The organism is Actinomadura sp. 3N407 (assembly GCF_052245875.1).
In the GTDB taxonomy this organism is placed as follows: domain Bacteria; phylum Actinomycetota; class Actinomycetes; order Streptosporangiales; family Streptosporangiaceae; genus Spirillospora.
Map to the genome: position 1 here is coordinate 165,857 of NZ_JBQQBP010000012.1, position 23,000 is coordinate 188,856.

At 69.3% G+C, this 23,000-nt stretch carries 31 protein-coding genes and 1 pseudogene; 13 read left to right on the forward strand and 19 right to left on the reverse strand.

Going from position 1 to position 23,000, the window contains the following annotated elements; translation table 11 throughout:
- Positions 1 to 15 precede the first annotated feature (15 nt).
- From ACTWPP_RS28300 to ACTWPP_RS28330, 7 genes are all read left to right on the forward strand, one after another.
- Positions 16 to 405, forward strand: coding sequence for a hypothetical protein (locus tag ACTWPP_RS28300; protein ID WP_443107430.1), 390 nt, complete (start codon positions 16 to 18; stop codon positions 403 to 405).
- Positions 402 to 857, forward strand: coding sequence for a DNA methyltransferase (locus ACTWPP_RS28305; RefSeq protein ID WP_443107431.1), 456 nt, complete (start codon positions 402 to 404; stop codon positions 855 to 857). The genes ACTWPP_RS28300 and ACTWPP_RS28305 overlap by 4 nt, the downstream gene beginning before the upstream one ends.
- 164 nt (positions 858 to 1,021) lie before the next feature.
- Positions 1,022 to 1,768: a hypothetical protein gene (locus tag ACTWPP_RS28310; RefSeq protein ID WP_443107432.1), complete on the forward strand. Its 747-nt coding sequence runs from the start codon at positions 1,022 to 1,024 to the stop codon at positions 1,766 to 1,768.
- A complete protein-coding gene (locus ACTWPP_RS28315; RefSeq protein ID WP_443107433.1) occupies positions 1,761 to 2,258 on the forward strand; it encodes a hypothetical protein in 498 nt (165 codons plus the stop codon). The genes ACTWPP_RS28310 and ACTWPP_RS28315 overlap by 8 nt, the downstream gene beginning before the upstream one ends.
- A gap of 10 nt (positions 2,259 to 2,268) precedes the next feature.
- Entirely contained in the window at positions 2,269 to 2,577 is a 309-nt protein-coding gene (locus ACTWPP_RS28320) for a hypothetical protein (protein ID WP_443107434.1), read from the forward strand.
- Between the two features lie 144 nt (positions 2,578 to 2,721).
- Positions 2,722 to 3,279 (forward strand): DUF1643 domain-containing protein, encoded by a 558-nt coding sequence (locus ACTWPP_RS28325; protein ID WP_443107435.1) that lies wholly within the window; start codon positions 2,722 to 2,724, stop codon positions 3,277 to 3,279.
- Complete coding sequence (locus ACTWPP_RS28330) at positions 3,279 to 3,845, forward strand: SLOG family protein (RefSeq protein WP_443107436.1); 567 nt, start codon at positions 3,279 to 3,281, stop codon at positions 3,843 to 3,845. The genes ACTWPP_RS28325 and ACTWPP_RS28330 overlap by 1 nt, the downstream gene beginning before the upstream one ends.
- 222 nt (positions 3,846 to 4,067) lie before the next feature.
- Here ACTWPP_RS28330 and ACTWPP_RS28335 read toward each other — a convergent pair whose 3' ends face one another.
- The 5 genes from ACTWPP_RS28335 to ACTWPP_RS28355 form a co-directional block, all read right to left on the reverse strand.
- Positions 4,068 to 4,232, reverse strand: a complete 165-nt coding sequence (locus ACTWPP_RS28335) for a zinc ribbon domain-containing protein (RefSeq protein WP_443107437.1) — start codon at positions 4,230 to 4,232, stop codon at positions 4,068 to 4,070.
- Between the two features lie 61 nt (positions 4,233 to 4,293).
- On the reverse strand, positions 4,294 to 4,668 hold the full coding sequence (locus ACTWPP_RS28340) for a transposase (RefSeq protein WP_443107438.1): 375 nt from the start codon (positions 4,666 to 4,668) through the stop codon (positions 4,294 to 4,296).
- A 34-nt stretch (positions 4,669 to 4,702) separates the two neighbouring features.
- Complete coding sequence (locus ACTWPP_RS28345) at positions 4,703 to 5,131, reverse strand: ATP-binding protein (RefSeq protein ID WP_443107439.1); 429 nt, start codon at positions 5,129 to 5,131, stop codon at positions 4,703 to 4,705.
- A gap of 11 nt (positions 5,132 to 5,142) precedes the next feature.
- The gene (locus ACTWPP_RS28350) at positions 5,143 to 5,571 is read right to left on the reverse strand and encodes a hypothetical protein (protein WP_443107440.1); all 429 of its coding nucleotides are present in this window, start codon (positions 5,569 to 5,571) and stop codon (positions 5,143 to 5,145) included.
- An 85-nt stretch (positions 5,572 to 5,656) separates the two neighbouring features.
- The gene (locus ACTWPP_RS28355; RefSeq protein ID WP_443107441.1) at positions 5,657 to 6,445 is read right to left on the reverse strand and encodes a GntR family transcriptional regulator; all 789 of its coding nucleotides are present in this window, start codon (positions 6,443 to 6,445) and stop codon (positions 5,657 to 5,659) included.
- A 62-nt stretch (positions 6,446 to 6,507) separates the two neighbouring features.
- Here ACTWPP_RS28355 and ACTWPP_RS28360 point away from each other — a divergent pair, with 62 nt between their 5' ends.
- The gene (locus ACTWPP_RS28360; protein WP_443107442.1) at positions 6,508 to 6,942 is read left to right on the forward strand and encodes an NUDIX hydrolase; all 435 of its coding nucleotides are present in this window, start codon (positions 6,508 to 6,510) and stop codon (positions 6,940 to 6,942) included.
- A 157-nt stretch (positions 6,943 to 7,099) separates the two neighbouring features.
- On the opposite strand, the gene ACTWPP_RS28365 is transcribed toward ACTWPP_RS28360, so the two are convergent.
- The 7 genes from ACTWPP_RS28365 to ACTWPP_RS28395 all read right to left on the reverse strand — a co-directional run bounded on the left by ACTWPP_RS28365 (position 7,100) and on the right by ACTWPP_RS28395 (position 12,873).
- Positions 7,100 to 7,390, reverse strand: coding sequence for a hypothetical protein (locus ACTWPP_RS28365; protein ID WP_443107443.1), 291 nt, complete (start codon positions 7,388 to 7,390; stop codon positions 7,100 to 7,102).
- A 93-nt stretch (positions 7,391 to 7,483) separates the two neighbouring features.
- Positions 7,484 to 8,113, reverse strand: coding sequence for a hypothetical protein (locus ACTWPP_RS28370; protein ID WP_443107444.1), 630 nt, complete (start codon positions 8,111 to 8,113; stop codon positions 7,484 to 7,486).
- Positions 8,114 to 8,136: 23 nt separating this feature from the next.
- Positions 8,137 to 8,646 (reverse strand): DUF4262 domain-containing protein, encoded by a 510-nt coding sequence (locus ACTWPP_RS28375; RefSeq protein ID WP_443107445.1) that lies wholly within the window; start codon positions 8,644 to 8,646, stop codon positions 8,137 to 8,139.
- A 194-nt stretch (positions 8,647 to 8,840) separates the two neighbouring features.
- Positions 8,841 to 9,023, reverse strand: a complete 183-nt coding sequence (locus tag ACTWPP_RS28380) for a hypothetical protein (protein WP_443107446.1) — start codon at positions 9,021 to 9,023, stop codon at positions 8,841 to 8,843.
- Positions 9,024 to 9,042: 19 nt separating this feature from the next.
- Positions 9,043 to 9,645, reverse strand: a complete 603-nt coding sequence (locus ACTWPP_RS28385) for a hypothetical protein (RefSeq protein ID WP_443107447.1) — start codon at positions 9,643 to 9,645, stop codon at positions 9,043 to 9,045.
- Positions 9,646 to 9,664: 19 nt separating this feature from the next.
- On the reverse strand, positions 9,665 to 11,533 hold the full coding sequence (locus tag ACTWPP_RS28390) for a hypothetical protein (protein ID WP_443107448.1): 1,869 nt from the start codon (positions 11,531 to 11,533) through the stop codon (positions 9,665 to 9,667).
- Positions 11,530 to 12,873, reverse strand: coding sequence for an AAA family ATPase (locus ACTWPP_RS28395; protein WP_443107449.1), 1,344 nt, complete (start codon positions 12,871 to 12,873; stop codon positions 11,530 to 11,532). Before ACTWPP_RS28395 ends, ACTWPP_RS28390 begins: the two co-directional genes overlap by 4 nt.
- Positions 12,874 to 13,540: 667 nt before the next feature.
- Here ACTWPP_RS28395 and ACTWPP_RS28400 point away from each other — a divergent pair.
- Both ACTWPP_RS28400 and ACTWPP_RS28405 read left to right on the forward strand, forming a co-directional pair.
- Positions 13,541 to 13,849: a DUF6247 family protein gene (locus ACTWPP_RS28400; RefSeq protein WP_443107450.1), complete on the forward strand. Its 309-nt coding sequence runs from the start codon at positions 13,541 to 13,543 to the stop codon at positions 13,847 to 13,849.
- Between the two features lie 6 nt (positions 13,850 to 13,855).
- Entirely contained in the window at positions 13,856 to 14,119 is a 264-nt protein-coding gene (locus ACTWPP_RS28405; protein WP_443107451.1) for a hypothetical protein, read from the forward strand.
- 1,135 nt (positions 14,120 to 15,254) lie between these two features.
- Here ACTWPP_RS28405 and ACTWPP_RS28410 read toward each other — a convergent pair.
- The 6 genes from ACTWPP_RS28410 to ACTWPP_RS28435 form a co-directional block, all read right to left on the reverse strand.
- On the reverse strand, positions 15,255 to 15,551 hold the full coding sequence (locus ACTWPP_RS28410) for a hypothetical protein (protein WP_443107452.1): 297 nt from the start codon (positions 15,549 to 15,551) through the stop codon (positions 15,255 to 15,257).
- Positions 15,552 to 15,910: 359 nt separating this feature from the next.
- On the reverse strand, positions 15,911 to 16,654 hold the full coding sequence (locus tag ACTWPP_RS28415; RefSeq protein ID WP_443107453.1) for a hypothetical protein: 744 nt from the start codon (positions 16,652 to 16,654) through the stop codon (positions 15,911 to 15,913).
- A gap of 139 nt (positions 16,655 to 16,793) precedes the next feature.
- A complete protein-coding gene (locus tag ACTWPP_RS28420; RefSeq protein ID WP_443107454.1) occupies positions 16,794 to 17,174 on the reverse strand; it encodes a MazG-like family protein in 381 nt (126 codons plus the stop codon).
- A gap of 11 nt (positions 17,175 to 17,185) precedes the next feature.
- Positions 17,186 to 18,073, reverse strand: a complete 888-nt coding sequence (locus ACTWPP_RS28425; RefSeq protein ID WP_443107455.1) for a hypothetical protein — start codon at positions 18,071 to 18,073, stop codon at positions 17,186 to 17,188.
- Between the two features lies 1 nt (position 18,074).
- Entirely contained in the window at positions 18,075 to 18,341 is a 267-nt protein-coding gene (locus tag ACTWPP_RS28430; RefSeq protein WP_443107456.1) for a hypothetical protein, read from the reverse strand.
- An 830-nt stretch (positions 18,342 to 19,171) separates the two neighbouring features.
- Positions 19,172 to 19,429, reverse strand: coding sequence for a hypothetical protein (locus ACTWPP_RS28435; RefSeq protein WP_443107457.1), 258 nt, complete (start codon positions 19,427 to 19,429; stop codon positions 19,172 to 19,174).
- A gap of 107 nt (positions 19,430 to 19,536) precedes the next feature.
- On the opposite strand from ACTWPP_RS28435, the pseudogene ACTWPP_RS28440 reads away from it, so the two are divergent.
- The 3 genes and pseudogenes from ACTWPP_RS28440 to ACTWPP_RS28450 all read left to right on the forward strand — a co-directional run.
- Positions 19,537 to 19,932, forward strand: a pseudogene (locus tag ACTWPP_RS28440) (TIGR01457 family HAD-type hydrolase); the annotation flags it as partial.
- A 750-nt stretch (positions 19,933 to 20,682) separates the two neighbouring features.
- Positions 20,683 to 21,375 (forward strand): ParA family protein, encoded by a 693-nt coding sequence (locus ACTWPP_RS28445; protein ID WP_443107458.1) that lies wholly within the window; start codon positions 20,683 to 20,685, stop codon positions 21,373 to 21,375.
- Complete coding sequence (locus ACTWPP_RS28450; protein WP_443107459.1) at positions 21,372 to 22,373, forward strand: hypothetical protein; 1,002 nt, start codon at positions 21,372 to 21,374, stop codon at positions 22,371 to 22,373. Before ACTWPP_RS28445 ends, ACTWPP_RS28450 begins: the two co-directional genes overlap by 4 nt.
- A 126-nt stretch (positions 22,374 to 22,499) precedes the next feature.
- Here the strand turns inward: ACTWPP_RS28450 and ACTWPP_RS28455 are convergent, their stop codons facing one another.
- On the reverse strand, positions 22,500 to 22,871 hold the full coding sequence (locus tag ACTWPP_RS28455; RefSeq protein WP_443107460.1) for a hypothetical protein: 372 nt from the start codon (positions 22,869 to 22,871) through the stop codon (positions 22,500 to 22,502).
- Positions 22,872 to 23,000: the final 129 nt, after the last annotated feature.

The following is a 23,000-nucleotide window of genomic DNA, read 5'->3' on the forward strand; positions in this document are numbered from 1 at the left end:
GAGGAAGGCCTCGGCGTGGGCCCACGGATCGTCACGGTCCTCGGTGACCTGGAGGCGTGGCGGGACCTGTACGCCGCCGCCGAGCCCGAGGAGCGCGCCGCCGCAGCCAGCCTGGCGGAGCGGCTGCTGGACGCCGTCGACGAGCAGGCCGAGCGGATGCTGGCCCTGCCGTTCACCGGCCGTAAGGCGCTCCTGGACGAGAACGTGTGGGTTCTCGCGCAGGGCGCCGACCGCCTCCAGTACGCGGGCGGCGACGCCGGCGAAGATGCGTTCCCGGCCTTGGCCCAGATTGTGGCGGCCCTGGCGTTGCAGCCCGGCGGGATCACCTTCGCCGGCCACCACTGGTGTGCGCTGCACCGCCTGTGCGCGTCCGCTACCCAGATCACCGTGAAGGGCCGTCCATGAGCAAGCAGCGGCACACTGACCGCAAGACGTCCGGGTCGTACTACACGCCGCTGACCCTGGTCGACGCGCTCCTGGACTCGACATTGGATCCGCTCATCGAGGAGGCCGTGAAGGCCCCCGATCCGGAGCGGGCGCTGCTGGAGTTGACGGTGTGCGACCCCTCGTGCGGCGCCGGGGTGTTCCTGGTGCGCGCGTCCCGCCGCATCGCCACCCGGGTCGCCGCCGTCCGCGCCGCCAGGCAGGAGCCGTCCACTGGCGAGCGGGAGCGGGCCCGCCGCGACGTCGCCACGAACCAGATCTACGGCGTAGACCTCAACCCTGTCGCGGTCGACCTGACCCGCCTGTGCCTGTCCGCCGAGGCCGCCGCCCAGAACGCACCGAACCCGCTCCTGGATCACCGGATCAAGCACGGCAACGCCCTGCTCGGAACCACCCCGGCGCTGCTGGCATAGGGGATCCCGGACGCCGCGTTCACACCGATCGAGGGTGACGATCCGAAGGTCGCCGCCACGCTACGGAAACGCAACCGGGCCGAACGCGATGCGCTCACCAGCACTCCCGCAGACCAGGTGCTCCTGTTCGGCAGCGACAGCGCCGCTGCGGAAGGAACTGGCCCGTGACTCAACTGACCTACTATCCGCCAGGTGTGGCACTGCACAGCGCTGCTGACACCACCGCCACCGCCTGCGCGGATGACGGCGAGGCCCCAGCTGGCAATGTCCGGTACGGGTACACGCTACGCGACCTTGATCACATCACCCGTATCGCCATCACGTGGCGGGCGATGTATCAGGGCCGGGACGCTGACGAACGGTACGCGTGCGGCTGGCACGCCGCCGTCGAAACACTGCTGACCGCCGCCGAGCGGCCCCACCGCAACACCCTCATCAGCGCGGCGAAACAGGCAGCCGACGCGCTCACGCGCTGGACCCTTGAAGACAACGGCATCCCCCGGTACCGGTCGGAGGCACGCCGCACCGACATGCCGCGGTTCCACGCCTACTGGACGACGGTGGCGCGGCACACCGCCAGCCCGGAAGACGCCGTCGTCGAGCGGACCGCGCTCCGGCAGATCTTCGAACAGCTGCAGCCCACTGAACAGGAAGCGCTGACGACGCTGGCGGCCACCGGCAGCTACCAAGGAGCTGCGGACATGCTCGGCCTGAAATACAACACGTTCTACCGGCGGGTGCGGTGCGCCCGGATCCGGTTCCATGCCTTGTGGCTGGAAGGCGAGACCCCCCGGCGCGGGTGGCGAGACCGCCGAGCTCAGGTTCCGGGCCGGGCTCAGCAGACCACGTCGTCGCTGATCCGGCGGCGCGCCAGAGCAGCAACAGCCAGCCAGGAGACCGCCCATGTCTGAGACTCTGGCACTGTTCGAACCTGAGGACCTCCTGGAGTGGGCCGTCGAAATCGACGAGATCCTCCTGAACTCGATCGGCGCGCAGGACCGGGCCGCGATGGGCTGGTGGGTGCTGCACTCCGGCCTCCCCGGCATCGCCGCGCGCACCCTCCACCTATTCATCGCCCCGCCCGGCGCGCTGCTCTACATCACCTGCGATGACCGGGACGAGGCCGAGTGGCTCGCCGGGTTCCTCGTCGAGCGTGGCCTGCACACCAAGGGTGTCACCGTCCGGCACCTCGGCCGCCCGATCACCTGCAGTGGATGCGGAGAGCGGCGCCCGTTCTGGGCCACCACCCGCAGGTCCGGGCAATTCTGCCGACCGTGCTGGGACGAGCAGGCCCGCCTGCCACACCCCGGCAGCGGACAGGCGTCGGCTGGTGAGGCGATGGCTGGTGAGGCGGAGGCCCTGGGCCCTCACCAGGACCGCCGTTCGTCGTCCGGGAGGTAGAGTCGCGGCCATGGTCCCCTTGCCCACTCCCCCCGCGTGGCTGCTCGCGTGCGTGGTGTGCGCGGACCTGTACCAGGGCTACCGCTCACACCTCGCCGGCGGACGGCAGGCAGCCACCCTGATGACCCAAGAACAACTCGCGGGACACCTGGTCGCCGACCACCTCGACCAGATCCCGAGCTACGCGCCGGACTGCTCGGCCTGCGGTGAGTGGCGTGCGGTCGCCGCGAACGCCGGCGACGCCGCGCGAATCGTCGCGGCGGAGGACCTTCGGCACCGGGCGTGCCACCTGTTCGCCCCCTCGCTCCCGACCAGCTAAGCCCCCCGCCTGCTGCTCGGCGCGCTCCGAAGGGCACCAAGCCACGAATTCCCCAAGTGATGTACTTCTAGACCGTACACCGGTATATTTGACCGTACATCGGTCTTAATGCCTATCGCAGTCGACAGAAGCGGAGTCGGATCGATGACCGCTGAGGACGAGCAACTGGCGTTCGCGGTACCGGGGCATGTCTCGACCGCGGAACTCGACGCGACTGGCCAGTACCGGTACGACCTAACGCGCACTTGGTCGCCGTCCGGGCCGCGGTGCGGGTGGGTCATGTTGAATCCGTCGACCGCTGACGCCGCCATCGACGACCCGACGATCCGCCGCTGTGTTGGGTACGCGCGCACGTGGGGGTTCGGTGGGATCGTGGTGCGGAATCTGTTCGCCTTCCGCGCGACTCGCCCGGCCGATCTCACTGCAGCGGCCGACCCTGTCGGCTCAGGGAACGACGCGTGGCTGGCCGGCCAGTGGGACGGTGTGCCGGTCGTGGTCGCGGCGTGGGGCACGGGCCGGTGGCCGATGCTCTGCGGCCGTGCCCCGCACGTCGCGCGGATCCTACACAACCTGGTCGGGGTCCGGGTGGTGTGCCTGCGGTCCGGGAAAGGCGGGCATCCCGTTCACCCGCTGTACCAGCGCGGCGATCTGGACCCCGTCGTGTGGGAACCGTCCGGGGGCGTGTGGGGCGGGGGCGGGTAATGCTGACCTTGGACGACCCCCGGGTGCTGGTGTGCGGCGGCCGCACCTTCCCGTGGACGGCGACCGTCCACATCATCTTGGACCGTCTCCACGCCCGGTACGGCAATGAGCTCGTTGTCATCGAGGGCGCCTGCACCGGCGCAGACGAGGCCGCGCACGACTGGTGCTTGGTGAACGGGCTCGGTGAGGACCACCACCTATGCCATCCGGTGAACTGGACGCGGGAGAAGAAGATCCGGCCGAGGTCGTGGCGGGCCGCCGGCCCGGAACGCAACACCGCGATGCTGGCCAAGCAACCGCGGCTGGTGGTGGCATGCCACGAGTGGTTCCGGCCGCAGACCGGCACCGGCGGCACCGTCGACATGACCCTCAAGGCCGTGCTGTGCGGCGTGCCGACATGGCTGGTGCCCGGGCAGGACCCCAACGTCGGGCGGTGGATCCGGCTGCGTGAGTTCCCCGTCACCCGCGCCGCGGATGCGGTGAAGGCGCTGCGGCGGGCCGGGCTCGGCGACTGGGTGACCGCGGACGCGGCTCATCGGTGCGGCGCCATAACCCCGAAGCAGTGATTCGAGCAAGGTGAGGTTCAATGTGCAGCAGCGGCAAGGCCCGGCGTGTGCTGAACGGTGTTCGCGGCGCGGCTGCGGCGGTCTGCGGCCGAGCTGGTCGCGTCGCCAACCAACGGTTCCGCAGCGGCCGCCTGGCGGTGTATCTAGAGCCTCGGGACGCGTGGGTCGGGGCATACGTCGCCGAGCACGCCGTGTACATGTGCCCGATCCCGTTCTTGGTGTTCAGGTGGACGCGAGGTCGAGCAGGCTACGGGCTGCATTGACGTCCCGGCCCAGGACCAGGCCGCACGCATCACAGCGGTAGGTGCGCTCGGAGAGCGAGAGGCTTGGCTTTCGCCTCCCGCATCCCGAGCACGTCTTCGAGGAGGGGTACCACCGGTCGGCCACGACTCTTGTAGTCCAGCATCCGCCGCACGGTCCCGAACCCCGCGTCGCCTGGCCCGTGCCGTCACTGTCCCGAGCGCCGACGTGGCCTTGTGGAGCGCATCGTCGCGGAGTTGGCCACGCGGGCGTGGTGGCGGGCGAGTTTCGCGTCGGCCTTGGCGCGGTTCCCCGACCCCCGCTGCCTGCGGGCGTCCGCCTTGCCGAGCCGCCGAAGCTTCCGCAGCCTGGCCTTCAACGCTCGAAGGCCAGGGATCTCGATCACGGTGCCGTGGTCGTCGACGGCAGTGAGGAGGGTCTTGACGTCGAGGTCGACGCCGACGGCGCTGCCGGGCCGGGCGTGCCGGGCGGGAACGTTTGCGGTCGACCTCGACGGTGAAGGAGACGTGCCACCGATGCGCGGTCCGCGACACCGTAGCCGACAGGATCCTCGCCGTTCCATTCTCCAGCCGCCGCGTCAGCTTCCGGGTCGACCTTCATGGAGACGTCCGGCCGCCTCGGAGTACCCCGGCGATGCGCTGGCGCCAGGTCCGGCGGGCGCCGGTGAACTCCGCCCACAAGGTGTGGCCACTGGGGCCGCCGGTCAGGCCGCATTCGGTGGCGAGCTCGTGGATGAGGTGCAGGCCACGTCCGCCGTCTCGATCAGCCTCGGGCTCGGGCTTGTGCAAGTCGCCCTGGTCAGTGACAGCGACGCGGACGCGGCCCCGGCGCAGCGGCCGGATCGAGACGGTGATGGTGCCGCTCGGCAGCCCGGAGCGGGAGTGCCGCAGCGCGTTGGTCGCGGCCTCGGTCACCACCAGCGCCACCTCATCGGCCACGTCGGCGGGCACGTGCTCGACCGTCCACGCACGAATGTGAGGGATCTGGTCGGCGAGGCCGGGATAGCGGGCGATGAGGGTCGACATGCTCGACCGCCTCAGGCGGTGACCGGGCCGGGCGCGAGGTCCTCGGTGCCGCGCAGGACGCTCGCGGCGCCGACGAGGGCGTCGTAGGACCCGGCGGTGCGCTCGGCGACGTCGGCCCACTCGTCCTGGAACCGGCCCCCGGCAGCCGCGTGGCGGGCTGCGACATCGGCGGCCCCGCCGATGCCCTCGGCCACGCCCTCGACGAAATCGGCCAGGTTGACCAGCAGCCGGGCACCCCGGGCCGGACCCTCCCCGCCCGAGTTCAGGCCGTCGCCGCTGTGGCCCGCCGACCGCATGTGGCGGGTGAGGTAGCTGTACACCGCGATCGGTGCGCAGTCGGCCGGGAGGGTGTCGATCAGCTCCTGCATGTCGGCGACGACGTCCTCGCGGCGGGTCGTCTTCGTGGCCCGCCGGCCGTCGCTGCGGGTTGCGCTCGTCATGAGGCTCCTCATGTGAGTTCTAGACATCCACTTGTCTAGGCGAGTTACTCACTTGTATAGACGAGTGCCCGGAGGGCGTCAACCCTCAGCGCGCGGGGAGTCGGTAGTGGAGGATGTAGCGGTCCGTTGCCATTACCGTGTCGCAGATCTCGACGGCGCGGCCCTCGACGTCGAAGGCCGTGCGAACGAGGTTGAACACCGGGATTCCGGCGCCGAGTTGGAGCGCTGAAACCTCGTGCGGCAGTGGCATGCGGCCCGTGATCTCTTCGTCGAAGTGGTCGAGCGTGTGGCCCTGCTCCTCCAGGCGGGCGTAGATGCCGCCGGGGCCGGGGTTGGGCTCCTGGATCCGGGTGCCACGAGCGAGGTCAGCAGGAATGTAGGAGGTCGCCGTTTCCACCGGGTGACCGTCGATTAGGTAACGGCGACTGCGAATCACGACATGGGCGTCGGCCGCCAGGCCGAGCTTGGCGGCGATCGGCGGCGACGCTACGCGGTCGCTGATCTCGATCTGGTCGACGGTGGGGTGCCCGCCGGCTCCCTCGGTCTCGACGATGAAGGCGGCCTTACCGCTCTTGCGGTGCTGCCGGGCGAAGCGGTCGGAGGCCAAGCGGCGTACGGGAGGCCGCTGGCGCACGAAGACGCCTTTGCCGTGTTCGGCGACCGCGAGCCCATCGGCCTGGAGGAGCGCCAGGGCCTGCCGGACCGTCATCCGGGCCACCCCATAGTGGGCGACCAGCTGGGTTTCGGAGGGCAGCCGCTCCCCCTCGCCGAAAACGCCTGTTTCGATGGCTGCGCGGAGCTGGTCCCCGATCTGCCGGAAGACGGCCCTGTCCAGGGTCGGGTCAACCTGCCCCAGCCGGTCGGTGCTCGTCACGTGTCGACTCCTACACTCATCCAGACGTCTATGCTCGACGCTATCCAACGGAGGTCTACCAGGTGATCGGCCCCACCTCGCTGCACTCGGTCAGCGTCGCCGGCGTCGTCGTCGACGAGGAAGGCCGGGCCTTGCTCGTGCGGCGGCGAGACAACGGCAGGTGGGAGCCCCCGGGTGGAGTGCTGGAGCTCGACGAGTCGGTCCACGATGGTCTTCGCCGTGAGGTCCGCGAGGAGACCGGCCTGGACGTCGAGCCCGATCGACTCACCGGCGTCTACAAGAACATGAAGCGCGGTGTCGTCGCTCTGGTCTTCCGTTGCAACATCCTGGGCGGCCAGCTCACGACCAACGCCGAGGTCAGCGAGTTCCGATGGGCGAGCGCGCCGGACGTCTCCGAGCTACTGTCCGAAGCGTTCGCCGTCCGGATCACCGACGCGCTTCAGGGCACCGACAGGGTCGCTGTCCGGCACCACGACGGGGTCAATCTGATCCGGTGACAAGCACCTTCCTGAGGCCAAGCCGCTTACTTGGTTGACCTGACCGTATACCGGTATAGCGCCTCCGTCAACGCCTCCGCACCAGTTCGCCCTGGATAAGCCTGAGGTCAGGTCGGTCCGCCCGCCGGATCACGGGTGACTGGCAAGGAAGCCGGTCTCAGGGCACCCGCCGCAGCTCCCGAGGGTCGACGTGGCCGGAGAAATGACCGGACACGCTCCTGACCTGGACTTTGCGCGACACCACGCCGTTCTCATGCCACGGCACCGTGCCCTGAACGACGAAAACGGTCATCCCGTTGGTGCCGACATAGACCTTGGTGCCCACCTCGAAGCGCTCCACCGGCCGACCTGCGGCGATGTCGTCGAGCACGCCCTTAACTATCAGCAGTTCGCTCTTGCTGAGCTGACCGACCTGCTCTTTGATCCACTGCGCGGTCTCGTCGTACATGGTCTGCTACCCCTGTGGATTGTCGAGTTCTGCGGGTGCGTCGAGCGAACGAGTGGGGTGGTGGTTGGAAGGGGGCGGGCGATTCCCGTGCACCTACCCGGCGCCGGCCAGCGGAGCGCAGCCGCTGCACAGGTCTCCACGCATCAGTGGATCGAACACCCAGAAGCAGCTGCCGACGCACGCCTGATCCTCGGTGCATCGGCAGATCATGCACCGGGCCGCCTCGTCAGCCTCAATGTCCGCGAGGTCAGCGCCGTCGAGGGCGGCGGTCAGATCAGCGGAGGCGTATGCGGCGACGTGCCAGCCCGCCAGCAGCGCGACCGCCTTACGGGCCCCAACCAGCTCATCCGACCACCCCCGGGGGTCCCGCGCGCCGTCAGGGTTCAGGGCACGGACCCGCTCCCGGAGATCGCCGAGCACGGCCCGCCCCTCCGGTCCGGCGAACCCGGTTCGGGCGGCGTCGAACGCCCGTCCCAGCAGTTCGGGAAAGTCGAGGTCGGGCATGTGGTGGCAGTCCGCGCGACAGCACTCCATGACCGGGATCAGCGGCTGGTCCGGCGGGCCCAGGAACAGGCCATGCGCAGAGCGGGGGTCGTCCTCGTCGGCCAGGTTCACCCCCCGCAGCGCCAGGGCCCCGTGGGGCTGGAGGGCAAGCCCGAGCGTGTAGCCGGGGCCGGCAGGCTGGTCAGGGGATGTTGGTTCGGGCGTTGGAACCTCATGCATGATTGGACGCGCCTCCTCGCACATCACCAGGAGCCGCTCGGCAGCGCGCCCAGTTGGGCCGGGCGGAGCGACAGATCCGGCTGCACCGCGCGGACCAAAGAAGCACAAGCCGGTTCACTGGGGAGCCGGCCATCGGCGTCTGGCCACACCGCCTGAAGAAACGGGACCGGGTGACGGTAGTAGTAGATGGCTTGGGAGAACAGATCAGGAACGTCGAGCAGCTCTGGGTGAACCTCGCGGAACAGCAGGTCGTGCGCCCGGATGCCGGGCGGCATGTGATCTCCGTCGGCAGGCCGGAACCCCTGGTCGCGGATCTGGAGCCAGATGTCCCCCAATAGCCTGCTCGCCTGCTCTGCCGCGAGGCCGAGCACCACCACGTCGACCGCGCCGCGGTCGGCGAACCCGATGGTGTATGTGGCCCCCCGTGGGATCATCGCCGGCCCTGGGATGCTGACGGCCGCCCAGCCGTTCTGATCGATCAGTTGGGTGATGCGGGCCCTGAATCTAGCCCTTGCGGGGAGTTCGTCCGTCATCCCGTACGCCTCTCTTCGGTACTCACACTGTACACCGGTATTTAGGCGACGGGCGGCGGTTGGCGCCCATGCGCAATGGGCCAGGCATCCGTTCCAGCCTCACTCGGCAGCGCAGGCACACCGACAGAGTGGTCTCAGGCAGAGTGGTCTCAGGCAGAGTGGTCTCAGGCAGAGTGGCCTCAGGCAGAGTGGCCTCAGGAGCTGCGGCCACCGGTGACGGCGGCCAGGTGCAGGGTGTGGGTGGTCTCGTAATGGTCGTTCATGCGCTCGGCGGCGGCGATGGTGTCGACGTCGGTCTCAGTGTGGGGGCACCAGCAGCAGTGGTAGCGGAACAGTTCGACGAGAGCTTGCTGCTCTTCGGTCCGGCTCACGGTCATGGTCTCTTTGTCGGGCGGGTCAGGGATGGATGTGGGCGAGTACCTGCGGACGTAGGTCGTGGAAGCCGCGTCTGGCTGCGCCGGCCGCGATGGGCCAGGCCGGGTTTGTGACCTCGTTGACGCGGCCGTGGCCGCGGATCTGCGTCGTCAGGTACACGCCCGGCACCTGCCGGAGCGCGTCCTCGAGCGCGTCTAGTGAAGCGCGGTCGGTGGTGGTGTAGTAGGCCTGCACCTCGTAGTGGTCGGCGGACCATGCCGCGCATCTGCGGTTGGCGGTGTCCCGCGGGGTGACACGCACTACGGGGGCGGCGCCGTGTTTGCGTGGCAGCGTCGCCTCAAGGTGCCGTCTCCATTCAGAGGGCATCTTGAACCGGTGGCCGGCCCTGCCCGGCTTCTGCCTGTGTGTGGGAGCCGGGCAGTGGGCCTGGCCGGTCGTTGCGATCGCGGCGGTTCGGGACGCCGCAAGGTGGGCGGCATGGGTGGTCTCGTAATGGCTGGTCATACGTGCTGCTGCGGCATGTGCGTCGCCGTCGGTTTCGGTGTGGGGGCACCAGCAGCAGTTGTAGGTGAGCGCGTCTGCAGGCGCTTGTTGGTCGCTGGTGGCGCGGTCGTTTCCACTCATGCTTGTCTCCGGTTCGGAGTTAGTGGGCGGCGCGGAGCGCTTTGACGGCTGTTGCGGCGATGAGGCGGGGCGAGTCGGCGGGAGCGGTGATGGTCAGGAGGGTGGCGCCGGGAAGCGGGCGGGTGCGGTCGTCGAGGCCGATGTGCAGGACTCCGACCCCGGCGGCGGTGAGGCGGCGGATGATGCGGGCCGCTCCGTCGATCTGGCCGGGGCCGACCAGGTGCCCGTCGGTGACGGCCACCAGGAGGCGGGCACCGTCACCGGTGGCGAGGTTGAGAATGCCGTCGAGGGAGTCGGCGGCGCCGATGAACTCTTCGGTGCCGTCGTCGGCATCCAGGACGGGGACGCGTGGCATGGGGCGGCCGGGGTGACTGATCGGGGTTGTGGTGTACCCGAACGCGGTTGCGGCGGCGCGGCCTCCGATGCGGTACACGGCGTTGGTGAGGATCCACACGGCGGCGGCCATCGGGCCGGTGGCCCACCCCATCGACCCGGACACGTCGAACATGATCCCGATGCGTAGCTGCGGCCGCTCGGTGGCGCGGCGCACCGTCTGCCGGAACGGGGCGGCGGTGACGGGCAGGCCGAGAGCATGTTGTGCGGCCTTCTGCATAGCGGCGCGGCCGATGAGACGGCCGGGCGGGGTGAGGCTGTCCACGATGGTGAGGTCCCGTTCCCGGAACTGGGCCTGCCGCAACGCGGCGGCGAGCTGGGTCGCGGCCGCTCGCTCGGCGGGGGTGGGTGTCCGCCAGCTGCGGATCGGGGAGCCGCCGCCGGTGGGACTGTAGCCGTGCCCGAACACGTGGGCGGCTGCGGTTGCGGCGGCGCGGCGGGCGGCGTCTTCGGCGGCACGGGCCTCGGCGCGCTCGGCATTCTTGGCGGCTTGGCGGGCGCGTTCGTCGGCCTGGCCGGTGATGTCGTCGGCGAGAGCGGCGGCGGTGTCGGTGGCGTCGTCGGATACGTCGGCGAGGACGGCTCCGACGGCTGCGGCGAGGGGCTCACCGGAGCCGCCGCCGTCCGGTCGTGTGTCGGGGCCGTGGGGGGCATCGTCGTCGAGGATGGCGGCGGCACCGGCGCAGGAGGCGCCCGGCATTCGGGTGCCGGTTTCGCCGGTGCCGGTGTCGGTGTCGGGCGGCAGGCCGAGCGTGTCGACCCAGCGGGCTGCGACGTCCAAGAGCCCGGCAGTGTCATCGTCGCCGAGCGTGACGGCGGTCCGGCACAGTACTCGCAGCTGGTCCAGGCGGTTGTCGCCGAGCGCTGCGTGCAGGGCAGGCATGACCGGGGCGGCGTCGGCCTCGGTGAGTACCCCGGCGGCGACACGGCCATAGATCAGGGCCAGGGCGGTCGCGGCGCGCCACAGGTCTTCGCTGGGGGTGGCGTCTTCGGGGCGGCCGCCCAGGATGATGTGGCGCGTTGCCGCGCGCAGCAGCACCCGGTCCTGGGGCCGGTGGCGGATGTGCCCGGCTTCGATGCGGGGTTCTTCCAGCAGTGTCGCCGCCTCGATCACCAGGCGTGGCGTGTCCGGGGTGACGGCGGTGGACCAGCGGGTGGAGCGGGAGTGCGCGGCCTCGTGGGCGGTGAGTCCGGCGATGACAGGGTGTTCGAGGCGGCCGGGTTCGGTGGTGGGGTCGACGTCGTCGGGGTGCGTCCCGGCAAGAGCGACGTCGCCGTTCACGGTGATCTCGGCGCGTCGGGGGGAGAACCAGGCCGGTGTGGTGATGTCGGGCCGGTCCCACATCATGGTCAGCAGCACGTCGGTGCGGCCGGACATGCTGCCGACGACCTGGTTCAGCCGGATCCGCAGGTCGGCGCGGGCGTCGGTCAGGTCGCTGTCGACCATCGTGCCGGGCGTGGGCGTGCCGGGCACGGGCGGGGTGGGGTTGGTCACGGGCGGTGCCTCCTGCCCAGTTCGAGGGCGCCGGTGATGGAGAACCGGGCGCGGAGCGCATCCAGGATTACCTCGCGGTCTTCGGCGGGTGCGGTGCCGACCAGATTCGCCAGCGCGAACTTCGCCCCGTACCGGTCGCTGTTGCTGGTGAATGTCAGCAGTGCCCGCAGCTGCGGGGACCAGGAGATCTCACCGTTACGGCGGCGCTCGTCGAGGTTCTCCGCGACGGTGACCAGGTCGTCGTCGACGCCCAGCTCCCGCGCCAGTTGGAAGTCCGAGCCGACGCCGACGCTGATCGCGAATCGGTCCCGAAGCGCATTCGACAGGTGCGCCCCGAGCACGTCGGGGTTGAACGCGCCGACCAGGATCCAGCCGCCGCCGCGTTTGATCGGGGGCAGGGAGGGGTTGACGGTGATGTGGAGTTCGTTGCGGCCGTCCAGCAGCGGGTACAGAGTAGACAGCACACGTGGGTCGATCAGGGCGATCTCATCGATGAACAGCGGGACATCGTTTTGCAGGGACCGCTGGAGCGGGCCGGGCGCCCACACGAATCCTGCCCCGGCGGGGTCGGGATCCTGGATCCACGCGCCGACCAGGTCGGCCTCGGTGGTGTCGGCGGTGCCGATGAGTTGCTCAGCGTCGGGGAACGCGGCGTCCAGCAGCGCGGTTTTCCCGGTGCCCGGGCAGCCGTACAGCAGCACCGAGTCGCCGTGCCGTTGGGCGGCCCGCATCAATGCGAGATCTTCGTGGTCTCCGATGGTGCGGGGCTGATACACCTCGCCGTTGGGTCGGGCGGCGGGACCCACCGGTGGGAGGTGGCGGCGCGGCCGACGCTTGCGGGCCGGGGGCGCGGGGGCTGGACGCCACGGGTCGGATTCGGCGGGAACTCCGGTCCCGAGTGCCACGACGTGCCTGTGGAGGTCAGACAGGTCCGGGTCAGGGTCACCGACACATCTGGTGCGCGCGTGGTCGATGGCGAGGTCCATCGCCGACCGGAGCGCATTGGTCGCGATGCGGCGTTCATCGGCGTCGGCGGTCGTGTCCAGAGACGCGACGGTTTCTGCGGGGAGCTCGAACGCGGTGGCGGTGGCGGTGAGCAGGTAGTCGCCCGACAGCTTCTTGCGAGTGGTCTTGAGGGCGTCCTCGGCGGCGTGGATGACGATCGTGTGACTGCGAGTGGTGACGGTGCCGTCCGTCCCGATCCTGCCGTAGACACCGAACACGAAGACACGGTCAGGGGTCGAGGCGGCGACGATGCGGTAGAACTTGTTGCTGCTGCCGCTGGTGCAGCACAGCTCCCATCCGACAGCGGGAACTCTGTCCGCTGAATGAACAGCCAATGTCGTACCCTTCCTCCAAGGAATCCGGGCCGCTTACCCGGCCCCATAAGTGTACACCGGTATAGCTAGTTTGTCGATCTGGTGCAGCCGTCTGTGGAGGTGGTGGTCTCTCCCGCTGGGAGCCACGGGGGCCAGCGGACAGGCCCGCGACCAACTGGCACGCGGAGGCATTCAGACGCCGCCGGCTCGGCCGCAGCCCTCGCGCCCAGTCGTCATCCGGGTCCCCGAAGGTGGGAGTCGACGATCATCGAGTGAGCGGGTGGCGATGGACGGACGCGACGTCTCTGCGGGTCAGTTGAGATCGCAGGTACCGGTGGTGTTGAGTTCGTTGGCGACGTCGATCGTGTCCTGCACCGACGCGCACGGGATCCTCTTGCGGGTGGGTGCTTGGCCGCGGACATGCTGGGTGTCGATGACACTCGGTGGATACCACCAGTTGACGCCACTCGACACCACGTACCGGGGTGATCAACTCGGTGACCATGTGGTCGGCAAGGAGTTCGGCATCGCTCTCATCGACGTGGTCGCGTTCGGCGGCCAGGCCCCTGGTGTGAGTGTCGTAGATCCGTACGGCAGGGAGAACTCACCGTGGCCACACTGGCCATCGCAATCGTCCGCCGCAGCCGGATCGCAGCGTCCCGGCGGGTGCTGGCCTACACTGGGCCGCATGACCGCCGATGCCGTCCCCGCCGACAGCCCGGTGGCACGGACCCCCGCATCGATCCGCTCCGCCCTCAGCGGCACCGACCGCGCCGATTTCGAAGCCGACTACGCCGCGGCGCTTACCGACGCCCGCATCACGTTCGACCTGCGGACCCTGGACGCCACGATCGAGCGGTGGTGGCGATACGCCAACCTGACGGCAGGGCGGCCCACGGCGCAACGCGCCATCACCCGCATCGCGGAGCAGGTCCGCAATGGCGTCTTTGAGGCCGACGTCATGCAACCGGTCGACTTCACCGCACTTCGCGGCTGATACCCGGTGACCAACCCCGCCGGCCCTTACCGTGCCGTCTATGCCGCAACGGTCCAAGATCATGCCCACGACCTCCCGAAGGCGGCGCGGATCGCGCTGGGCGACCAACTCGAGCTCGCCGTCCACGACCCGTGGCTCCTCCCCCGCTACCACCATCGGATGCCGCCCGAGATGCGAACCATGACATTCGGGGACTGGGGATTCGCGGTGGTGGTGATCTCCGACCGGCGGCGGCTCCTGATCGTGGCGCACCTCGCCTGGATCGGATAACACCCCCTTCGCCAGTACTCGAACGTGTGTTCTATAGTCGCCGGTGTGGAATGTCCGAACGGGCGCCCGCTGCAAAGAGGCGATGTCCTCGTCGGCTGGTCGCCCTGCGTGTGCGACGCTGCGCTTAGGGCTCACCGCGGCCACCGCACCGTGCAATGCCTCCCCTGCGCCCGCACCGGGTTCACCACCGTTTGGTACAGGCCCGAACATCTCGGCGGCGGACACCCTGGCCGCCGGCCGGCGCCCGACCGGCCCGGCCTCAGCGGGGACGCTGCCCGCAGCCGAGGCGGTCAGTCCAGCGGGAGCGACAGCTGGCCCGCGCCGGCCTCGTGACGCACACCCAGCGCCCGCCGTTTCACCTCATACTGTCGGGCTGCGACCCGCCGGCAGTTGCGGCACCCTCGCTCCCCCGGCCGATCCGCCCGGGTTACCAGGTTCCGGCCCGCCAACGGCCACCCGCACACCCCGCAATGCGTCACCCGCGCATTCAACGCTGTCGGCGAGCTCGACCGCAGCACCGAGTTCGTCCGGTACGGCGCTGGCATGATATGCCGCGGGTTCACGCACCGGCGGTGCGGGCACTCCGCGCCCAAGCCGCACACCAACGGGTCATGACACATATGGTCGTGGACCCAGCCAGGCGGCAGCAGATCCAGACCGTATGCCCACTCGAATGCCACGATGTGCGCATACGGGGTCTGCGACCCCGTCCGGAACACCGGATACCCGTCGTCATTGCGGCCCCCCAGCCACAGCCAGCACGGCCCCAGCGACAGATCCTGCGGCGGCACCGGCCCACCCATGTCGACCTTCAGCAGAAACCGGCGCCCCAGCGGCGTCTCCACCGGAAACCCTGCCCGGCCTGCCACCGCCAGCATGTCGTGCCAGCAACCCGCGCAAAGCCCACCTCGCCGCTGATCCCCCTCAGCCAGTCCGTCACAACCGCGGCACGGCACCGGAACCACACCCATCCGGACACCCTTCCCCACCAGCCCCAGACCTGCCGCCAATGTCTCACCACATCCGTCGCCCTTGCAACGGGAGGGCATCGGCCGCGCGAGCGGTCAATGTCCAGGGGCAGGAGAAAGCCGCCGGGCGGTGACGCCGCGGCGGCTTTCGTGGCGGGTCTCCTGGGTCAGGACTCCCTGTTGTACTTGTCGGCGGCGGCGCGGAAGGCGGCGAGGTACTTGCGGCGACCGTAGGCGTCGCGCGCGTGGCGGGCGATGATTCCGATGGCGGTGGCGGCGGTGAGGATCCACCAGATGCTGACGAACAGCTCGGCGAACTGGTGGCCGCCGCGGTCCATGACCGTGGCGAACGCCAGGTTGGACACGCAACCGACGATCGCGAGCTTCTCCACGCGGGTGAGGATCTCGACGGGGAAGGTGGCGGTGTACTGCCTTCCGTTGACGGTGATCTGCTTCTTACCCATGGCGCTCCCTCGTTTGGGCGGGGTCGCTTACCCCGTCACTCCAAAACTGTACACCGGTCAACCGCAGTTGTGTAGTCGTGGCATGACGACGCCGCAGGATGAAGTCAGCGGCCTTCCCGAACCTCGCCGTGTGGGAGCCCGGCCCCCCGGCCCCGGCATGACGGCATCCCCGTGACCGTCTACGACGCCTCCACCACTTGACGAATGCCATAGGAACAACCCCCGAGATCATCGCCGACACCATGCTCTGCGCACAGGGATACGTCCCGACTGCTGAGGAGTGGGCCGCGGCTCAGCCGATCGTGACCGACATGGGTTTGCCGCCCCCCATGATCACCAGGAGACGGCAAACTCAGCCGCTACCGGCGCGGGCGTTCGTGGTGGCGCCAGGGGGCTTGGCTGCGAGCGCGCCGGTCGCACACCTGCATCGGTATGGTGCACACCGCCAGGACGGCGAGGAGACCGATCACCCGGGCGGTCAGCGCAATGGCCGGAACCACCAGGATCAGCGTCACCAGGGTCACCTCGATGATGCCCACAACTTCGGTGGGGCGCATCGGAGGGATCGCCGCCCACGGCCCGCGGCGGTCTCGTCGACGGGCTCTGCGATCGTCGAGGTCGGCGAGCAGCCCGAGGACGGCTGCGGCTGTGTGGCCGAACTGAGCGGCGCACAGGTGTTGGAGGTGCCGCAGTTGGGTGACACGGGAGGCCGGGTCGCTGGTGTGGGCCAAGGCTGTCCATGCCCGTAGCTGCGGATCGTGATCGGTTCGGGCGCGCTTGACCCAGGTGCTGATGAGAACACCACGTTCGGTTTCGGCGACCTGCCTCAGCAGGGCCGCGGACGCTGCCAGTGATTCGTGCATTGGGCGGCCATCACCGTCGGTTCTGTTCCCCCAGGCGGCCTGGTGCAGGGACGCCATTCTCTCGGTGTCTCTGGCGGCGGCGCCCAGTATTCGGGCGCGTTCGTCGGGATCCTCGGTGATGGCGAGGTCGTCGAGGTTTCCCTGCAGGACGCTGCGCAGGTCGAGGTAGCGGTTGCGGTGCTCGGCGCGCCGCATCCGGTTCCGCAGCACTGCCGGGATGTTCGTCGGATAGGGGTACACGAGATGTGAGGCTCCTTTCATGGGGCGGGACCGCTGATCCCGCATGGCCGAGGAGACGATGCCCCTGTCGGCCGGAAGGGGGTGGGCTCGCCACCGTTGCGGTGGTGACGATGAATGAGGGTGCGCCGAGGTCGACCTCCTACCCCGAGACGCGGTCCCGGACGACGGTGAACCGGGTGTTCAGATGCGCGCGTGCGGCGTCCACGCCGCCGACCTGGGTGGTGAGTGCGACCAGCGCCGTCACCACCACGTCGCACAGCTCGGTGGCCACGTCCTGGCCGGTCGCGGTCTTGCCCTTGCGGGGGTTCTGCCCCAGCGCGCGGATGCGGGCATCGACCACCTCCCCGAGTTCCTCGGAGCATTTGGCGATCCGCAACGTCAGCTCGTGCTCGCGGGCAGTCCGGCGGCGACCAGGCGACCACCACCAGCGGGGGCTTTCGGTGGCGTTTGCATCCAGCCACGAGGTGAGGGCGTCCACGTCGGCCCACATACCGCGGGGACGCCGAAATGGGTTCTTCATATCTCCTCCGATCAGGGGTTAATCGGCTCGCTGGCGTCACCGGGCCGGAGTTGCTTGACGGCCTCAGTGAGTAGTGGAACATCCACCCCGGCTCTAACCACTTCGCAGGCTGATTCGGACTCCCCGCGGACCCCGTGTCGGGATCCGCGGGATCTCCCAGCTCCTTTGTGAAGGCCGGTGAGGGTGGGGACGGGGTGTCGAGCTGGGTCGATGATGACGACAGCGGCACTTGGATTGTCGGGGTCCTGGGTGCCGAGGCCGAGCTGCGCGATGCCGTCGAACTCGACGGCCAGTTCGGCGCCACGAACCGGGTCGTAAATGGGCGGCCCGCCGGCGACGAGCCACCCGTCACGGTTGAGAATCCACCAAGCGCGACGGGCATCGTCGAGCGCCATGACGGCGATACTTTGGTCGCGGGCGCCGTCCGCGAGCTCGTAGTCGATGGACCAGCAGTTCAGGCCCGCCTCACCAAAGAGGGCTTCGATCGAGTTCAGGGCGAGGCCGAGTGCGGTGGCCGGCTGTCCGACGCCGCGGGCGGCGCCTTCACCGTACCGCCGGGGCAGCTTCCACAGGCGGGTGCCAGGCACCGCGAGGGTGGTCAGCTTGCCATGCAGAGCGTGATCGCGATCGCTGTGCAGGGGGATATCGGCGAGGATCTCTGCCGGAGTGCTGGGCCGCATGCTGGCGACCTCGGCCAGTGCCTTGGCCAGGGTGGCGGCGGCGCCGCGACGCCGGGCGGTTCCGCGGAGACCGGCGCCGGACTCGCAGATCTCGAACCGGCCCCGGCCGCGGGGCTTCTCCCAGATGATGAACGGCTGCTTGGACAGCGCGTGCTTGAGCCATCCCCCCTCCGCGCGGGACGTGCCGGTGACGGTTACGGGCATGGTGTCGTGCGACATCTCAGACCCGGTTCCTACCCTGGCTGTAGACCCAGCCGCAGGGCGCGTCGGCGGATTCAGCCAGCCAGTCGGCCAGTCCGTCATCGATGTCGGCCGCGATGTCCGCGATCGCACCGGCGATCTCCTGCTCAGTGTCGGCCTCCCGGCCGAGGAGACGTGCGGCCGCCTCGAAGAGCTCAGTGTCTCCGATGCTTGCCTCGCCGACGTCGGTGTGGAACATCGCGCGGACCCGAGCGGTGACATACTCAACGGCCTGGGCTTCGCACATCGGCGACCTCCCGGTAGGCGCGGGGCCGCTTACCCCGCCACAGCAAAACCGTATACTGGTTTAGCTGGGCGGGCAAGATGTGCGGTATGCCCATTCTGCAGGAGATCCGCGCCTGGGTGGGGCGTAAACCCCATCCAAGCGATGGACCGGCCGCGTTCGGCCCTGCTGGGGCCGGCGGCCATACCCGGGTCCCGGGACGGCCGACGCGCAGTCCACGTCCGCGTTCCAGGCCTGCGCCGACTCCTACATCTGGGTCGCGGCCGCCGGGTACCAGCTCGCCACCAGGAGCCCGTGATGGCGTCGGCGAGTTCAACGGCACCCGATCCCGCGCCGGCCCCCCGCCCGCTTCCAGGAGCTCGGCGCGGACTCCAGAGGGATCCACTAGTTTGCAGGATGCGGAGCGCTGCAGGCGGAGGCCCGGATCGAGGGGGCTCGACGACGTCTCCCCCACGCCACCGAAGACGCCGACCACCATCCCCGACATCGACATCCGATTGTGCACCTTGGAGTTCGTGCCCAGACCTGGACTGGTGCGATAGCCATCGCGGCCTGACCGCCCACGCATCCGACGAGATCACGGTCGGCGCAACTCCCGGCTGCCGACCGTTCCACGGCCGGGTCCGACCTCACCGTCGCGGCGACCACCCGACCTCGGGCACGGTGCAGACCTGTCCGCCCACGGGCGGGCCCGCCACGCCCGGCCGACAGATCCCGCAGCGTCGCCCCGACCAGGCCACGCACCAGCGCCACGTGCAAGACCGCACCAGCCAGAAATCCATCGCCTTGTCCACGAGCACGCCGGCTGCCGGGCGCCACCGTCGTGATGATGTTCAGGTGGACGTCGGCATCGCGCTGGAGCCGATCGAGCGGGAGCGCGCATCGGGTTCGGTGGCGTCCCCTATGACGGCGTGGCAGGTGCTGGCCTCCCCCGACTTCGACGAGTACGACGCCTCCGGCCTCACCGGCGTCAGCCGCGGCGGAAAGCTCTCCGATTGGTTGGTGGCGTTCTTCAGGGCCGTCGCCGCTGGCGCGGTGGCCGTGCAGCTGAACGCCTCGTGGAGCGCCGCCGAACTGGAGTACGCCCTCATCGCCAGCGATCCCAGGGTTCCTTATCGCCGACACCGAGCGCGCCGAGCGCCTCGCCGGAGTCCGTCGGGCCTGGGCGTCCCCTCACCGACACCCCGATCTGACCGCGCCTGGCTGGCCGTTCCTGGTCCTGACCAACAACTCGATCTACACCCGCCGGGACCTGTCGGCGCGGCTGGCGGCGGCGGGCCTGTCGGTGCCGGCCGAGGCGATCTGGACGTCGGCGCTGGCGACCGCCCGGTTCCTGGCCGATCAGCGGCCCCAGGGGTCGGCGTACGTGATCGGGGAGGCGGGGCTGACCACGGCGCTGCACGAGGCCGAGTTCGTGCTGACCGACATCGACCCCGACTACGTGGTGCTGGGCGAGACCCGCACCTACAGCTTCTCCCAGATCACCCGGGCGATCCGGCTGATCGAGGGCGGCGCGCGGTTCGTGGCGACCAACCCCGACCCGATCGGCCCGTCCCCGGAGGGCTCGCTACCCGCGATGTCCGTTGAGACCGCAGCATCCGGACCTCATTCATCCCAAAGGGCTTGGGGCCCGCAGTGATGCGATGGATAACGGCACGCGCCCTGGCCAGAGGCCGCTGCCGAAACGCGGCGGCGGGGCGGGGCAGGGGACAGCGGGCACCTCCTCTCCCTGTCGGGAAAGTGCCCGGGAGACGATGACGTTGTTGTGCCCCACCGACGCAGTTCAGCCCGGCGCACATCCTCAGCGGGTTGGGCTTACCTGCGAAGTAGAGGAAGGGGATCACCCGCATCGCGCGGGTGGATCATGGTGGCGACCACGCCGCACGATGGGACCGCGGGTCGCATTCTGGGGGAGTGCCGCAGGGTTGGTCGGAACCATGGTCGCTGCAGCGTCCCCGGCGGGCGCTGACCACTGTGCACCTCGGCTGCGATGTGCGAGTGGCGCCCGTGCCATCCAGGTTGTCGCCCTGCCTCTGGTCGAGGCATGGACCACAGTCCGCGAGACCCGGGGGAGGAGTCGACCGGGCGACATGGAGGCGGGATTGCCGATGCGGAGGTGGCCGGGGGCGGATCCTGCGGGGTGAGTCACCGGCCCTGCATACTGCGAAGATCGCCGAGTCGCCCCTCACGCAACGGCCGAGGCGCGGGCGTGCCACCGAAATGATCTTGTCAACCACTGGTTTACAAGATCATTTCGGTGGCACGCCGCCGTCGATCATGCCGAGGCAGGCCACTGTCTGCCAACATGAGGAACGCACGACCCCACTCCCATAAGGCAGGTCCAATGCCACCCACAACGAAAGTGAAGCTTCCCTACAAGCCCTGGGTCATCACCCTCGGAAACCTCAAGGGCGGTGCGGGCAAGAGCACCAGCGCATTCTTCCTCGCCGTCTATCTTGCGGAGATCTGCGGCCTTCGCGTCCTACTGATCGACGCGGACCCACTGAGCCAGACCGCGTACTCCTGGCACCGCGTACTCCGCAAGGACCTCGGCGTGCCCGTTCCGTTCAAGCTGGCGGCATTCGCGAGTCCACGGATCTCCGACTACATCACCGATCAGTCTGAGACCGGGGAGTTTGACGTCATCATCGTCGACACCGGCGGCGAGAACGAGAGCATCCTCAAAGCCGCCCTCAGTCGGTCCCACGAACTCATCATCATCACCTCGCCCAACGACGCGGAGACCGAGCGAGTCCCCGGCACCTTCGAGGCCGCACAGGACGCCGCCGCCACCGTCGAACACGAGATCCGGGTACGGGTCCTGCTGGTGAAGGTACCGCCGATTCCCTCATTGGAAGGCAAGGACGCCCGCGACGACCTCGCCGACGGCGGTTACGACGTGTTCACCGCGCAGGCGACGAACTGGAAGTGGTACCGCAAGGCAGCCAGGACCACCAACCCACTCGACGATCTGGCCGAATTCGAGGACATCGGCGCCGAGCTCGTCGCCGACTACACCGTCAAGGAGGCTGCGTGAGCGAAAAGGACCCGCCGCGGCGACGCCCGCCGCGGCCGAAGAAGGGATCCCTCGGCGGCGGCAAGCGGGTCAACCCCGTTGCCGACGGCGTCGAGCACACCGAGCCCGTCAGCCCTCACACCGAGAGGCCGTGGACATCCGATCAGGACGATCCGGCCGACGGCGCTATCTCGCCCAAGGAAGGCCCTGACCCCTCACCCGCGCCAGGCCCTGAGCCCTCACCCGCGCCAAGCCCTGAGCCGGGAGCCGGCCCCGAGCCCGGGCGGCAGCCGATCGTGCCAGATTCCCCGACTGCGGTCGCCATGGTCGCCCGGACTCTGCCCGATTCCGAGGCCGAGCCGGCGTCAGGCAGCAAGCTCACAGCGCAACAGTGGGCGGACCGGGATCGGTGCGAGGAGGTGCTGACCGTCGCGCAGGGCATGTCCTGGCTGCGCGGCAGCGCCCTGCGCATCATGTACAAGAGAGAGCTGTGGCGGGAGACGCACGACAGTTTCGAGGCCTACGCCAACGAGATCTGGGAGTTCTCCCGGCAGTACGCCTACCTGCTGATCGCAATGGCGCCGCTGGCGGAACGGATGGTGGCCCGAACCGACCGACTGTCTGAGCGACAAGTCCGGGCCCTGCACCCCTATGCCGAACGGCATGGCCTGGATGCTGCTGACCTGGTGTTCGCCACAGTTGTGGACACCGAGTCGGGCCGTGTCAGTGGCGCGCTGCTCGACACGATCGTCAAGCAGCTTCCATCCGACCGGTTCGAGGAGAGCGAAGTCCGCACGCTCATCACTGAATACCTGCGGGGGCCGCGGGCTCTGGCCGCACCGGAGACCAAGAAGCCGGCCGAGCCTGAGACGGTCGCGGTATTCGCCACCGGGCAGCGACGTCTTCACAAGATCGTCCGGAGTGTGGTGAAGGTCGCCCCGCAGGACCCCGCTCTGGCTCGTCAGTTCGCCGCCGAGTTGCGCGCTGCAGCCGACGAACTGGAGGGCACTGCCCGCTGAGCACCCCTCGTTCAGAGGGTGGGGGACGACCCGGCAGCTGACACGACAAGCCCCGGACGCCTTAGGCAGCGTCCGGGGCTTGTTCACGTATCGGTCCTTAGAGCCCCCGCCCGGGGAGTCCCTCAATCAGGCGTAGATCTCGCGAACCCTAAGGCCGGGGGTCTCATCGGCGTGCAGACCGGCCGCCCGGTGCGCGGCAGCGCTGTTGCTGTAGTTAACGCCGGCGCACGGATGATGGGCGCCGCACCGCCACACCCACCCCTCCCGCAGGGGGTTGTTGAACAACAGCTGCGCGGGCCCAACCACGATCGTTCCGGGCTCGGGGATCGAGGCGGCGCCAAGCGCGATGATCAGGTCATCGAAGAGGTCGGGATGTGCCTGCCCAAACTCCTCGACCATGGCCCCTGCGATCTGCAGGTCGGTGTCGGGGCCGTGGATCGCGTCAACGACCACGTCGACCACGATCTCCAGGTTCGGCGGGGCGGCCGTGAGGCTCATCGGGGGTTCCCTCAGTGCATTCCAGGTGAGGACGCATTCCTCAGCTCCCTAAAGCGTAAACCGGTATAGGTGCAGTGGGAAGCCCTTACCGAGTCGGCGAACCCCGCCCTGCACCACCGCCAGCGTAAA